General features: G+C 73.0%; 14 protein-coding genes and 1 tRNA gene. 6 read left to right on the plus strand and 9 right to left on the minus strand.

Annotated elements, in window-relative coordinates; all coding sequences use genetic code 11:
* Positions 1-268 precede the first annotated feature (268 nt).
* The 7 genes from M6G08_RS14680 to M6G08_RS14710 all read right to left on the minus strand — a co-directional run bounded on the left by M6G08_RS14680 (position 269) and on the right by M6G08_RS14710 (position 5,998).
* Complete coding sequence (locus M6G08_RS14680) at positions 269-604, minus strand: TcmI family type II polyketide cyclase (RefSeq protein ID WP_272587610.1); 336 nt, start codon at positions 602-604, stop codon at positions 269-271.
* Positions 605-654: 50 nt separating this feature from the next.
* Complete coding sequence (locus M6G08_RS14685; RefSeq protein ID WP_100046658.1) at positions 655-1,134, minus strand: SRPBCC family protein; 480 nt, start codon at positions 1,132-1,134, stop codon at positions 655-657.
* 1 nt (position 1,135) lies between these two features.
* Positions 1,136-1,405, minus strand: coding sequence for an acyl carrier protein (locus tag M6G08_RS14690; RefSeq protein ID WP_272587611.1), 270 nt, complete (start codon positions 1,403-1,405; stop codon positions 1,136-1,138).
* 76 nt (positions 1,406-1,481) lie between these two features.
* The gene (locus M6G08_RS14695) at positions 1,482-2,759 is read right to left on the minus strand and encodes a ketosynthase chain-length factor (RefSeq protein WP_272587612.1); all 1,278 of its coding nucleotides are present in this window, start codon (positions 2,757-2,759) and stop codon (positions 1,482-1,484) included.
* Positions 2,756-4,027, minus strand: coding sequence for a beta-ketoacyl-[acyl-carrier-protein] synthase family protein (locus M6G08_RS14700; protein WP_272587613.1), 1,272 nt, complete (start codon positions 4,025-4,027; stop codon positions 2,756-2,758). The genes M6G08_RS14695 and M6G08_RS14700 overlap by 4 nt, the downstream gene beginning before the upstream one ends.
* Positions 4,024-4,500 (minus strand): cupin domain-containing protein, encoded by a 477-nt coding sequence (locus M6G08_RS14705; RefSeq protein WP_272587614.1) that lies wholly within the window; start codon positions 4,498-4,500, stop codon positions 4,024-4,026. Before M6G08_RS14705 ends, M6G08_RS14700 begins: the two co-directional genes overlap by 4 nt.
* Before the next feature lie 265 nt (positions 4,501-4,765).
* Positions 4,766-5,998 carry a SchA/CurD-like domain-containing protein gene (locus M6G08_RS14710; RefSeq protein ID WP_272587615.1) on the minus strand — a complete coding sequence of 411 codons (1,233 nt, stop codon included), beginning with the start codon at positions 5,996-5,998 and terminating at the stop codon, positions 4,766-4,768.
* Between the two features lie 312 nt (positions 5,999-6,310).
* On the opposite strand from M6G08_RS14710, the gene M6G08_RS14715 reads away from it, so the two are divergent.
* Positions 6,311-8,179, plus strand: coding sequence for an FAD-dependent oxidoreductase (locus M6G08_RS14715; RefSeq protein WP_272587616.1), 1,869 nt, complete (start codon positions 6,311-6,313; stop codon positions 8,177-8,179).
* A 275-nt stretch (positions 8,180-8,454) separates the two neighbouring features.
* Positions 8,455-8,811, plus strand: coding sequence for a hypothetical protein (locus M6G08_RS14720; protein WP_272587617.1), 357 nt, complete (start codon positions 8,455-8,457; stop codon positions 8,809-8,811).
* Between the two features lie 3 nt (positions 8,812-8,814).
* On the opposite strand, the gene M6G08_RS14725 is transcribed toward M6G08_RS14720, so the two are convergent.
* Positions 8,815-9,222 carry a YybH family protein gene (locus M6G08_RS14725; RefSeq protein WP_272587618.1) on the minus strand — a complete coding sequence of 136 codons (408 nt, stop codon included), beginning with the start codon at positions 9,220-9,222 and terminating at the stop codon, positions 8,815-8,817.
* A 63-nt stretch (positions 9,223-9,285) separates the two neighbouring features.
* Here M6G08_RS14725 and M6G08_RS14730 point away from each other — a divergent pair, with 63 nt between their 5' ends.
* Complete coding sequence (locus M6G08_RS14730) at positions 9,286-9,654, plus strand: winged helix-turn-helix transcriptional regulator (protein WP_272587619.1); 369 nt, start codon at positions 9,286-9,288, stop codon at positions 9,652-9,654.
* 79 nt (positions 9,655-9,733) lie between these two features.
* Here the strand turns inward: M6G08_RS14730 and M6G08_RS14735 are convergent.
* Positions 9,734-9,805 (minus strand) — tRNA-Arg (locus M6G08_RS14735).
* A 237-nt stretch (positions 9,806-10,042) separates the two neighbouring features.
* Between M6G08_RS14735 and M6G08_RS14740 the strand changes: the two genes are divergently transcribed.
* The 3 genes from M6G08_RS14740 to lysA all read left to right on the plus strand — a co-directional run bounded on the left by M6G08_RS14740 (position 10,043) and on the right by lysA (position 13,065).
* Entirely contained in the window at positions 10,043-10,507 is a 465-nt protein-coding gene (locus M6G08_RS14740) for a response regulator (RefSeq protein WP_272587620.1), read from the plus strand.
* Between the two features lie 103 nt (positions 10,508-10,610).
* Entirely contained in the window at positions 10,611-11,654 is a 1,044-nt protein-coding gene (nrtL, locus tag M6G08_RS14745; RefSeq protein WP_272587621.1) for an ArgS-related anticodon-binding protein NrtL, read from the plus strand.
* A gap of 19 nt (positions 11,655-11,673) precedes the next feature.
* Complete coding sequence (gene lysA / locus M6G08_RS14750) at positions 11,674-13,065, plus strand: diaminopimelate decarboxylase (protein WP_272587622.1); 1,392 nt, start codon at positions 11,674-11,676, stop codon at positions 13,063-13,065.
* Positions 13,066-13,086: the final 21 nt, after the last annotated feature.

Raw genomic sequence — 13,086 nt, forward strand, 5'->3', positions numbered from 1 at the left:
CGCACAGTGGACTCCGCGGACTCCGCTGTGCTTTTGTCGCCACGATGATCAAAGCGGAAGGACGTGCCGAAACATCACCGGCTCCGAAGTGGGGCTTCTCACACCCCTGTTCGTTTCCTGGATACAACCTGCGGGCGGCCTGGACGGTCCGCGAGCGGCGGACAGGAGAACGGGCGGCCGCAGGTGCCCGGCCGGGCACGCACACGTGCGCCGGGGCCGCCCGGCGTGAGCCGGCCGGCCCCGGCGCGGTGCCTCCACCGCCGGTCCGTCAGCCGACGGCGCCGCTCTCCCAGCGGTAGAAACAGCGGGCCATCGCGTCCTTCGGGCCGCGCCAGGTGGCCGGGTCGTACGCCGAGACGTACGGCTCCAGCCGCTCGCTGACCCTGCGGAACTCCGGATGCCCGGTCAGCCGGCCGATCGCCGGGGCCGGGTCCTCGTCGCTCTCGATGAGGTGCAGGTACACGCCGTCACCGAACTCGAAGAGACTGCGCCGGTTGACGCCCACCAGGTGGGGCAGCTCGCCGCTGTCGGACTCGGCGAACACCTTCGCGATGTCCGGTGCCGCCCCGGGTGCCATCCGGGCGACGATCAGGGTGTGGTGCATGGAGGGACGCCCTTCCTCGGTGTCACCGCGCGGGTGTCACCACGTCGGTGTCAGTCGGCGAGTACCGCGGCGGTGCGCCGCTCGCCCGCGGCCTGCTCGATCCGGTCCCGGATCAGCGCCATCTGCGTCCGCGAGTTGCGGTTGATGTTGTCCGTCATCCAGGCGTCGTCCACCGGCGCGTCGGGCTTCATGGCGAAGTCCTGGATCCAGCGCATCCGCGTGCCGTCCGCGGTCTCCGCGTACTCCCAGACGATGTTCATGTACTGGAAGGGACCGGTCTCGACCCGATGGGCGCGCACGGTGCGGGTCGTCGGGTCCGCGACCCGCTCGGAGACCCAGCTCCACACCTTGCCGTCCTTGTCCGGGTGCATGGTGAGCCGGAACGTCACCCGGTCGCCGTCGCGCTCCAGCACGTCCACGGAGGCGTACTCGCTGAACAGCCGCGGCCAGTTGTCGATGTCGTTGGTCATGTCCCAGACCAGCTCCATCGGCGCGGCGATGGAGATCTCGTTGTCGGTGTGGCCTGCCATCTCACACTCCCGTCTTCAGGGCGCCGTTGACCAGCGCGAGGAAATCCGCGGGCGTCTTGCAGCGCTCGGCCTGCTCCGGCAGGCCCAGCCCGTACCGCTTCTCCAGCTCGGCCACGATGCCCAGCAGGCCGAGGGAGTCCAGGCCGAAGGTGTCGAAGCCGTCGTCGGCCTGCTGCCGGAGGGTCACCGGATCGACGTGCACGCCGGCGGTGCGCTTCATCAGCGCCGACAGCTCCTCGACGGTCACCTGGTAGGCCAGTTGGTCGGTCATGCGGGTCCTCCTTCACTCGGGGTGGCGCCCGGCACCGGGCCGGCGCTCACTCGGACAGGCGTTGGTCGGTCGGTCCTCATGCGGGCGGGGTGCCGCCCCGCCGCAGGACGAGCGCCGCGTTCGAGCCCATGAGCCCGCGGCCCAGGACGAGTGCCGTACGCGGTTCGGCGGGCCGGGCCCGGCCGGTGACCAGGTCCAGGTCGTGGCAGACGCCGGACACGTGCGGGGTCGGCGGGATCAGTGCGTGCTCCATCGCGAGCACCGCCGTCGCCACGTCCAGCACCGGGGCCGCGCAGTACGCACGTCCGGTACCGGTCTTGGGCGCGGTGACCGGCACTCGTCGCGCGTGCGGGCCGAGCGCGTCGGCGAGCGCCAGAGCCTCGGCCCGGTCCGCCTCCGGCACCCCGAGGGCGTCGGCGAACACCACGTCCACCTCCTCGGGCCGGCACCCGGCCTCGGCCAGCGCGCCCTGGATCGCGCGCGCCAGCCCCTCCCGGGACTCGGCCCACCGGGACGGCCCGGTGAAGGTCGCCGCGTGCCCGGCGATCGTCGCCCGGACGTCCGCCCCGCGCTCCAGCGCCGCCCGCTCCTCCTCGACCAGGAGCACGGCACCGCCCTCGGCCGGCGCGAACCCGCAGGCCGCCTCGGTGAACGGGCGGTAGGCACGGTCGGGCTCGGCGGCCGCGCTCAGCTCGGGATAGCCCAGCTGGCAGACGATCGAGTACGGGGCGAGCGGAGCCTCCGTCGCGCCGCACACCACCGTGTCGGTGCCGCCCCGCACGGCCAGTGCCGCGTGGGCCAGGGCGTCCAGGCCGCCCGCCTCGTCGGCGGCGACGACCCCGCACGGGCCCTTGAAGTCGTTGCGGATGGAGATCTGGCCGGTGCTGGCCGCGTAGAACCAGGCGATCGACTGGTACGGGCCGACGTACCGCGAGCCCTGCCCCCACAGGTTCTGCAGCTCCCGCTGCCCGAACTCGCCACCGCCCGAACCGGCCGCGGTGACCACCCCGACCGAGAACGGCGACTCGACGTCGGCCCGCCCGAACCGGGCGTCCTCCAGCGCCAGGTCGGTGGCGGTCAGCGCGAAGTGCGTGAACCGGTCGGTCTGGACGAGGTACCGCCCCTCGACCGTCTCCGCCGCGTCGAAGCCGCGCACCTCGCCCGCCACCTTCAACGGCAGGTGCTCGCACCCCTCGCGGGTGACGGGCCCGAGGACGCTGGCGCCGTCGGCGACGGCCTTCCAGTGCGCCTCGGCACCGATGCCGTGCGGCGACACCACGCCGAGGCCGGTGACGACGGCACGCCTGTTTCCGTCCTGCGTACGGCGTTGCCCGGTCCGCTGTGGTCCGCTCATCGCAGCCCTCCTTCGCAGCCGCTCAGCACGACCGCGGACTGGAAGCCGCCGAAGCCGCTGCCCACCGACAGCACGTGCCGCAGCGTCCGCTCGCGTGCCTCGCGCGGCACGTAGTCCAGGTCGCACTCGGGGTCGGGGGTCGTGTAGTTGGCCGTGGGCGGCACCACCTGGTGGTGCATCGCGAGCACGCACGCGGCCAGCTCTATGGAGCCGATCGCGCCGAGCGAGTGGCCCACCATGGACTTGATCGAGCTCATCGGCGTCGCGTAGGCGTGCTCGCCCAGCGAGCGTTTGACGGCCGCGGTCTCGTGCCGGTCGTTCTGCTGGGTACCGGAGCCGTGCGCGTTGACGTAGTCGATGGCGGAGCCGTCCAGCCCGGCCATGTCCAGCGCCGTGTCGATGGCCCGTGCCATCTCCAGGCCCTCCTTGGTGAGCCCGGTCATGTGGTAGGCGTTGCCGAAGGTGGCGTAGCCGGAGATCTCGCAGTACACGTGCGCACCGCGGGCCCGTGCGTGCTCCAGGTCCTCCAGTACGAGCACCGCGGCGCCCTCGCCCATCACGAAGCCGTTGCGGTCGGCGTCGAAGGGCCGGGAGGCGTGCGCGGGATCGTCGTTGCTGGGCGAGGTCGCCTTGATGGCGTCGAAGCAGGCCATCGTGATCGGCGATATCGGCGAGTCCGCCGCACCCGCCAGGCACACGTCGACGCGGCCCTCGGCGACGGCGTGGTAGGCGTACCCCACCGCGTCCAGGCCGGAGGTGCACCCGGTGGACACGGTCTGCACCGGCCCGCGCACGCCGAACTCCTCGGCGACCGCGGAGGAGAGGGTGGCCGGGGTGAAGGCCCGTTCCAGGTGCGGCTCGGCCCGCCGGCCGTCCACGTCCCAGCGCGAGCCGCTCTCGCTGACCAGCACGTAGTCGTGTTCCAGCCGGGTCGTGCCGCCGACCGCCGTGCCCAGCGTGGCACCGGTCCGCCAGGGGTCCTCCCGCGCCATGTCGAGGCCCGCGTCGCCCACCGCCTCGGCGGCGGCGACCAGCGCGAACTGCACGTACCGGTCGCCGCGCTGGACCGTGGCCAGGTCCAGCCCGTGCTCCAGCGGCTCGAAGTCGCACTCGGCGGCGATCTGCGAACGCAGCCCGGCCGGGTCGAACAGGGAGATGCGGCGCGTCGCCGTACGGCCGTCGGACAGCAGCCCCCAGAACTGGGGCACGCCGATCCCGCCCGGGGCGACGACGCCTATGCCCGTGACGGCGACCCGACGCCGGCTCATGACACCGCCTCGGCCGCGGCGGCGGGGCGCTCGTGCCCGGCGCGGCCCGTGTGGGCGGCGTGTTCCGGGAGCGGCAGCGGGTTGCCCGCCGCGTCCTCGGTGTCCACGTGCCCGATCTCCGGCCGCGGGGCCAGCGGCCCCAGGTGGAAGACGAGCCGGGCCTCGGTGTCCCCCGTGTTGCGGAAGCGGTGGCGCATGTCCTGCGGGATCAGCAGACCCTGCCCGGTGCCGAGGGCGTGCGGCACACCGTCCAGGTCCACCTCCAGCGCGCCGTCCGTGACGTACACGAACTCCTCGGAGTACGGGTGGTAGTGCTCGGCGATGCGCTCGCCCGGCTGCACGATGGCCACGCCCATGAAGCCGCTGGTGGACCCGGCGGTGGTGGGCGTGAGGAGGGCGCGGAGGTCTCCGCCGCGGCGGCGGTTCGGCGCGATGTCGCCGAGGGAGACGATGCGTACCTGCTGGTCTGTCATGTCGTTCACTCCGGGTGAGGGGAGGCGGTGGGAGGTCGGGGCGACCCGTGCGCGGGCCGTGGCCCGTACCGGCCGTGGCAGTGGTGGGCGCGTCGTCGGGCCCGGGTCGGCTGTCGGGGTGGGTCGCGGGTCGGGTCTTGTGGGCGGTCGCGGAGGTCCGGTCCGCGGGGGTCGGTCGCGGGCCGGGCCGCGGCGGTCCGGCGCGGGGGCCGGTGCCGTCGACCCGGAGGGTGGACGGGCGGGGAGCGTCCCGGCGGCGCCCGGTTCAGTGGGCGGGCGAGCGCCGGTCGGTCAGGGGCGTCATGCGGGCCCGCGCGAGCAGCAGCGACAGCGACCGGGCCTCCGTCAGGGGGCCGTCGATGCCGGCGGCGGCGGTGTCGAGCAGCCGCTCGGCCATGGCGGCCACGGCGTCCCCGGAGCCGCTGGGGGCACCGGCGGACCCGTGCAGCCCCAGGACGAACGCCGGCGCGTCCTCCGGCTCGCCGTCCAGGTCGACGAGCCGAACGACGAGGTCGTCGCGGTGGAAGACGGTGGCGGCGAGGACCGGACTGTCCGGGGCGTGGGCGGCGACCGCGTCCTGGCGGGCGAGGAGCCGGGCCAGTTCCGGACCGGCGCCGGCCCGCGCCGGGTAGAGCAGCGCGATCCGCCGCGCACGCGCGCCGGAGTCCTCGCGGTACGCCACGTGGTGGACGGCCGGCATGGCGGCCCGGGTGAAGAACCGCCGGGCGGCCCGGGGATCGCGCAGGTCCCGCTCCTGCTCCAGATACGGGTTGAGGGACTCCTCTACGGCCCGTACCGCGGGCTGCCGGGCGACGTGACGCAGCGCGGTCTGCAGGTCGCCCCGCACCTCCACGGCCCGCACGACCCGGGTGCCGTGCAGGAAGACCGAGGTGCGCAGCAGCCGGCCGGACTCGTCGACGCGGGCCTCGGGCGCGGTGTAGCCGGCGAGCAGCCGGGCGACCTCCTCCTCGCCGCCCTGCTTCACGGTGAAGGTCAGGGCGTGCCGCACGACGTTGCCGCCGACCCGGGGAGCGGTCCGCAGCGCCGCACCGTCCGCGGCGGACGGGGACTGTTCGGCGGCGGTTTCCCGCAGGACGCTGTAACGCAGGGAGTGGGTGTCCCTGACGTAGTCCTGCAAGGGCTCCACCGTGTCCAGGTGCTCCTCGCTGTTGACCCAGGCCAAGAAGGGCTCCGCGCTCTCCCACTCACTCGTGAGGAGCCACTGGGCGGGGTTGTCCACCGACTGGCACAGCTGGTCGCTGACGTGTCCCGGAACGGCGGCGACCCGGTCGCGGATGCCGTCGTAGGCGTCCAGGAACTCCTGCTGCTTTCCGTCGTGGATGTCCAGCATCAGGACGACCCGCACGCGGGATCCGTCGAACGCGGATACCGTCACGCCGCCCGTGTCCGCGGACACGGTGCCCGATGCTGCCGTGACTCCTGTGGTCTGGGCATCCGCCGACGCGGTATCCGTCGCTACGACGGGAGAGACCGTCATCCGGCCCACCTCTTCTCCAGGGAACTTCCTCGTGGACTGGGGCGCGATCGTCGCGGTGTGCGCGCTTGCTCCGGCGTGGTGCGGCGGTCGCGGTAACCACGATCGTGAGCCGTGCACGCGGGGACCGCGAACCAGGACGGTTAAGCGGGTGAAGCCTGCGCCGTCGCGGGCCCCTCCGGGCCGCAGGGGGCATGCATGTAGACCCGCGGCGCGCGCACCTGCCGCCGACGGGTCCAGCGACGACCGTCCGACGCACGGAGCCAGAACGCGCGCTTCACGGAGGACGACATCCGTCACAACGGAGGACGATCAATGAACGAAAGAGCCGAGCGGCCCGGTGGGGCCGCCCCCGGGGGCGGGGTCCACCGCGTCCCGGTCCTCATCGTCGGCGGGTCCCTGGTGGGCCTGTCGACCTCGGTCTTCCTGGGGCGGCTGGGCATCCGGCACACCCTGGTGGAACGCCACGCAGGCACGTCCATCCACCCTCGCGGGCGCGGGAACAACGTCCGCACCATGGAGATCTTCCGCGTGGCCGGCACCGAACCGGACATCAGGAAGGCCGCCGCCACCCTCGCCGGGAACCACGGCATCCTGCAGACACCCACCCTGGTCGGCGACGCGGGTGAGTGGTTGTTCAAGGAAATGGACGCGGGCGGTGGGCTGGCCCGCTTCAGCCCGAGCTCGTGGTGCCTGTGCTCCCAGAACGACCTGGAGCCCGAGCTCCTCACCCACGCCACCAACCTCGGCGGCGACCTGCGCTTCGGCACCGAACTGCTCTCCTTCGAGGCAGACGCCGAGGGCGTCACGGCCATCGTGAAGAGCCGGGAGACCGGCGAGCACACCACCATCCGCGCCGACTACCTGGTCGCCGCCGACGGCCCCCGCAGCCCCGTCCGCGAGCAGCTCGGCATCGGCCAGAGCGGTCCGGGCGACCTCTTCCACAACGTCAGCCTCACCTTCCGCTCCCGCCGCCTCGCCGACGTCGTGGGCGACCGCCACTTCATCGTCTGCTACCTCACCAGCGAAGACGCCGACGGCGCGCTCCTGCCGGTGGACAACCGCGAGAACTGGGTCTTCCACGCCCCCTGGCACCCCGAACAGGGCGAAACGGTCGAGGACTTCACCGAGGAGCGCTGCGCGGCCCACATCCGCCGCGCGATCGGCGACCCGGACCTCGACATCGAGATCACCGGCAAGGCTCCCTGGCACGCCGCCCAGCGCGTCGCCCGCAGCTACCGCTCCGGCCGCGTCTTCCTGGCCGGCGACTCGGCCCACGAGATGTCCCCCACCGGTGCCTTCGGCTCCAACACCGGCATCCAGGACGCCCACAACCTGGCCTGGAAACTGGCCGCGGTCCTGGAGGGCTGGGCGGGAGACGGCCTCCTGGACACCTACGACACCGAGCGCCGTCCGGTGGCGGAGGCCACCAGCGCCCGAGCCGCCGGCCGCTCGGTGGAACACAGCCACCCGGGCTTCGCGCCGCCGCCGGGAATGGGAGGCGGCCCGGGGCAGGGGCCTGCCGGTGGCCCGGCGGCAGGGCCGGGCCAGGGGCCTGTGGGCGGTCCCGGCGGTCCCGGCGGTCCCGGTGGTCCCGGTGGCCTCAGCGGTCCTGGCGGTCCTGGCGGTCCCGGTGGCCCGGGTAGTCCTGGCGGCCCTGGCGGCCCGGGTGGTCCCGGCGGCGGCCCACAGCGCGGCATCCTCAACGTCGCCCTCGGATACCGCTACCCCCAGGGCGCGGTGGTCGGCGCCGACCCGGCGACCCCCGTGGTCCCCGAGGGCCTGGACCTCACCGGCGCCCCCGGCAGCCGCGCCCCCCACCTCTGGCTCCACCGCCCCGACGACAACGAAGCCGCCCCCATCTCCACCCTCGACCTCTACGAGGACTCCCTCGTCCTGCTCAGCGACGCCTCCCAGGCCACCGGCTGGCACGAGGCGGCCACCCGCCTGGCGCCCGAGCTGCGGGTCCCACTCAAGTCGTACCGCGTGGGCGCCGGCCCGGACGCCGACCTGACCCCCGCGGACGACGAGGACACCGACTGGGCCAGGTCCCACGGCGTCACCCGCGGCGGCGCGGTCCTCATCCGCCCCGACGGCTTCGTCGCCTGGCGCTCCCCGGGCCCCGCCCCGGACCCGGAGGCGATGCTGCGTCAGGTCGTGCGGGCGGTACTGGCCCTGACGTGAGTCGACCGGCGTACGGCCGGCGTGCCTCCCCTCCCAGAGCGGCGGGGAGGCACGCCGGCAAAACCGGCAAAGCGAGTGAGGTATCGAAGGAGAGGTTGCCTCTCTCTCCCCATCACACAGGTGATCATGCTCACCTGCCTTGAAATTGAAGGATCAGCTGACAGGTCGATACGTTTACGCAAGGCGGACGGGAACAGCTGGCATCACCGGGCCATGCCGGGCGACGAGGCCGTGCAGGCCGTCGCGCCCCCCACCCGGAAGGAGGCGCACCCGTCATGACACTGTTCTTCCAACTCTCCTTTGTCGCGGCCACGCTGGTCGCGATGGCGGTGGCCGCCCGTCTGGTGCGGCAGGCGTTCCGCACCGAGGCGGCCGGGCGCCCGGCGGTTGTGGAGAACGAAGCCCTGGCGGCCGGCGCGCTGTTCGGCGGCTCGATGGCGGTCACCGCCGTTGTCTCCGGGCACTGGCCGGCGGTCGACTGGTCCGATCTCGTCCTGTTCGCCGCCGTGTTCGGCATCGCGACGGCGGCACTGATCGAGCGCGTCAGGAAGCACACGGCCGTCTCCCGCGTCGCCTACGTTCTGCCCGTGGGATACGGCGTACTCGCAGGACTGGCCGTCAACGGGCTGTGACCGTCAGGGGCCGCCGGCAGGCGAGCCAGGCTGTGCGCGCGTGCCGAAGGGATTGTCGATGACGTAACGCCACCGGCCGTCCGGACCCCGACGGGCGATATCGGTGGCGGTGCCCTCGACGCGCACCGCCCGACCCTCCCGGCCGATCCCGTGGATGACCCAGTCGACTATCAGCAGCGCCACGTCTCCGCTCCGGTACACGTGCCGTGGCCGGACCGAGATGGGGACCCCGAGCTCCTGCAGACGGCCGTTCGCGGCACGCAGGTCTGCGCCGCTCGCCGGCGTCCCCGGCACCGGGACCAGCACCGCGGCGTCCTCGTACACCTCCGCCAACGCGAGAGCGTCCCCGCTGTTGAACCGCTCCGCGAACACCGCGGGCACCTCTTCGGGCCGATCGGCCAGGTTTCGCATGATCGACAGACGTCCTTCCGGGCCGGGAGAATCAAGCTGCCCCACACGCTAGGAGGCGGTCTCGTGACTCACCGAACGGTTGGCCACCCGGCAGGACTCCCCGACGACCCGCGCGCGGACGTCACCGCACCCACTCCCGAGTGCCCGGTGGAGATCACACTGGCGGCCCTGCAAGGCCGCTGGACAACACTGGTGGTCCGCGAACTCCTGCGCGGCGACCACTCCTACAGCGAACTGCGCGCGGCCCTGCCCACGTTGTCGGACAAGGTGCTGTCCGACCGGTTGGCGCAGCTCTGCGAGTCCGGGGTCGTCGCACGCGACCGCAGCCCCGGCTGGCCCCCACGCGTGCGCTACACCCTCACCCCGAACGGCCACCGCCTCGGGCCCGTCCTCCAGGCCCTGTGGGACTGGGGAGCGCAGGCCCCGACATGAGCCTGAGGGGCTGACACACAAAAAACCCCGCCCTCAGCGTCTCCGCTGATGACGGGGTCCAGGTCACACTTACACAGTGTGCCCCCGGCAGGATTCGAACCTGCGCACACGGCTCCGGAGGCCGTTGCTCTATCCCCTGAGCTACGGGGGCGTGTCGGTCGCGTTCGGTGTTGCTCGCGGCGACGGGTAGAACACTACCAGCTCCCCCGGGGTGGTCATGAACGGGTTTTCGCGGGTCGTGCCGCCCCCTCGCCCGCACCCGGCGCCCGCCCCAGCCGAGGGCCGCGACCCGCGGTACCGGCGTCAGCCCCGACGGCGTCGTCCCCCGCACGGGGCGGAAGTGGGGAAAACCCGGACGCGGTGGCCGGTCCGGACCTACTCTCGAGTTGTGCCTAGGGCGTCTGGCCGGGTTCTTGTTGTGGACGACAACAAGGTCATTCGGCAGCTGATCAGGGTCAACCTCGAGCTGGAGGGCTTCGAGGTCGTGACCGCGGGCGATGGTGCCGAATGTCTGGAAGTCGTCCATCAGGTGCGGCCCGACGTCGTGACGCTGGACGTGGTCATGCCTCGGCTGGACGGGGTGCGGACCGCTGCCCGGCTGCGTGCCGATCCGCGTACGCGGGACCTTCCGATCGCCGTCGTCAGTGCCTGTACGCAGTACGAGATCGACGCCGCCTTCGATGCGGGGGCCGACGCCTTCCTGTCCAAGCCGTTCGAGCCGGCCGAGCTCGTCGCGCTCGTGCGGCAGTTGGTCGAGCGCAAGGCCGACGGGGGCGGCGCGGCGGCGTTGCGGGCCGTGCTCGGTGCGGCGGTGGAGAGTGAGTCGTCGGCGCAGGCCGAGACCGCCGGGTGAGTGCCGGGTAACGGTTCAAGATCAACATCGGAGTCGTCCACATGTCGGGACCGGCGCCAAACCTGTTCGCCTACCCACCCCCCTCCTCCCATACGCTTGACCCGTGACCCCCGCAGAGCTCTCCCGCACCGTGCTGCACGCGGTGCGTCGCGCCGTCGACGCGGGGGAGCTGGACGTGACCGTTCCGGAGCGGGCCGTGGTCGGGCCGCCGGGGCCCGGGGGATGCGGGGACTACGCCACCAACATCGCCCTCCGGCTCGCCCGGCCGGCCGGGCAGCCGCCGTACCGGGTCGCCGAGGTGCTGCGGCCGTACCTCGTGGGAGTCGACGGCGTCGCCGATGTCGTCCTCACCGGGCCCGGGTTCCTCAACATCAGCCTCGGTGGTGCCGCCCCCGCCGCGCTCGTCGAGGAGATTCGCAGCGCCGGGACACGGTACGGGTATGCCGACGGGCCCGACGGGCCCGACGGGCGGATCGTGCGGCTGCACTGCCCCTACGACCTCCGTGCCGTCGTCGTCGCCGAGGTCGCCGCGCGTGTCCTGCGTTCCCAGGGCGCCCTGGTGCGCGTCACGGCGGAGGGCTTCGACCCCGAGTGGACGGCCGTCCTCGGGGTACGCACCGACGGCGTCGGACCGGCGCCCGCGAGCCTGCCCGCCAATGTCCGTCCCGTTCCCGCGCCCGCCGACCCCCTGCCCCTCGGCCGCGACGCCGCCCGCTGGGCCCTGCTCCACCCCGCCGCCCACGACCGGCCCCGGGTCGGTGAGGAGCACCTCGCCCAGCGTGAGGGCAACCCCCTCTTCCGGGTGCGGTACGCCCACGCCCGGACTCGCGCCCTCACCCGCAACGCCGCCGATCTCGGATTCGAGGGCCTGCCCGGTCCCGTACAGCGGCAGGATCTCCTCGCCGTCCTCGGTGATCATCCCCGCGTGCTCGCCGCCGCGGCGGAGCACCGCGCGCCCGACCGGCTCGCCCGGCACCTCGTCGCCGTCGCCGACGCCGCGCTTCCCTTCCTGACCACCGTGCTGCCGCGTGGCGGGGAGAAACCCTCGGCCGCCCACCGTGCCCGGCTCGCCCTCGCCGAAGCCGCCGGGACGGTGCTGGCCGGCGGCCTGACCCTGCTCGGTATCGACGCACCCGACCACCTCTGAAGAGAGCACAGAAGACGTCATGAGCCGTTCCGCACACCCCGCCGGGCCCCGCCACGCCGATGTCCTGCCCGAGGGCCACTACTCCGCCCCGCCCGCCGACCTCAACGCCCTCGACCCCAAGGTATGGGCGCAGACCGTGGACCGGGACCAGGACGGTGTCGTCACCGTCGGCGGAATGAGTGTCACGCAGCTCGCCGAGGAGTACGGCACCCCCGCCTACGTCCTCGACGAGGCCGACTTCCGGGCCCGGGCGCGGGCCTGGCGCACGGCCTTCGGCACGGACGCCGACGTGTTCTACGCCGGCAAGGCGTTCCTGTCCCGCGCCGTCGTGCGGTGGCTGCAGGAGGAGGGGCTCAACCTCGACGTGTGTTCGGGAGGGGAGCTGGCCACGGCGCTCTCCGCCGGGATGCCCGCCGACCGCATCGCCTTCCACGGCAACAACAAGTCGCCCGAGGAGATCGAGCGGGCCGTGCGCGCCGGGGTCGGGCGGATCGTGCTCGACTCGTTCCAGGAGATCGTGCGGGTCGCGCACATCGCCCAGTCGCTGGGCAAGCGGCAGCGGGTGCAGATCCGGATCACCGTCGGGGTCGAGGCGCACACGCACGAGTTCATCGCCACCGCCCATGAGGACCAGAAGTTCGGGATTCCGCTGGCGGGCGGACAGGCCGCCGAAGCCGTGCGGCGGGCGCTTCGGCTTGACGGGCTCGAGGTCATCGGGATCCACTCGCACATCGGGTCGCAGATCTTCGACATGTCCGGGTTCGAGGTCGCCGCGCACCGGGTCGTCGGGCTGCTCAAGGACATCCGGGACGAGCACGGGGTCGAGCTGCCCGAGATCGATCTCGGGGGCGGGCTCGGGATCGCGTACACCAGTGACGACGATCCCCGTGAGCCGCACGAGATCGCCAAGGCGCTGACCGAGATCGTGACCCGGGAGTGCGAGGGCGCGAAGCTGCGTACGCCTCGTATCTCCGTCGAGCCCGGGCGGGCCATCGTCGGGCCGACCGCCTTCACGCTCTACGAGGTCGGCACCGTCAAGCCGCTCGAAGGGCTGCGCACCTACGTCTCCGTCGACGGCGGCATGTCGGACAACATCCGCACCGCGCTGTACGACGCCGAGTACACCGTCGCCCTCGTCTCCCGCACCTCCGACGCCGAGCCGATGCTCACGCGGGTGGTGGGCAAGCACTGCGAGAGCGGGGACATCGTGGTCAAGGACGCCTTCCTGCCGGGGGACCTGGCGCCCGGGGACCTCATCGCCGTACCCGCGACCGGGGCGTACTGCCGTTCCATGGCCAGCAACTACAACCACGCGCTGCGCCCGCCCGTCGTCGCGGTGCGGGAGGGCGAGGCCCGGGTCGTCGTGCGGCGGGAGACCGAGGAGGATCTGCTGCGTCTCGACGTCGGGTGAGGGCCCGCGTTCCGGGGCCGG

The organism is Streptomyces sp. M92, assembly GCF_028473745.1.
Lineage (GTDB): Bacteria > Actinomycetota > Actinomycetes > Streptomycetales > Streptomycetaceae > Streptomyces.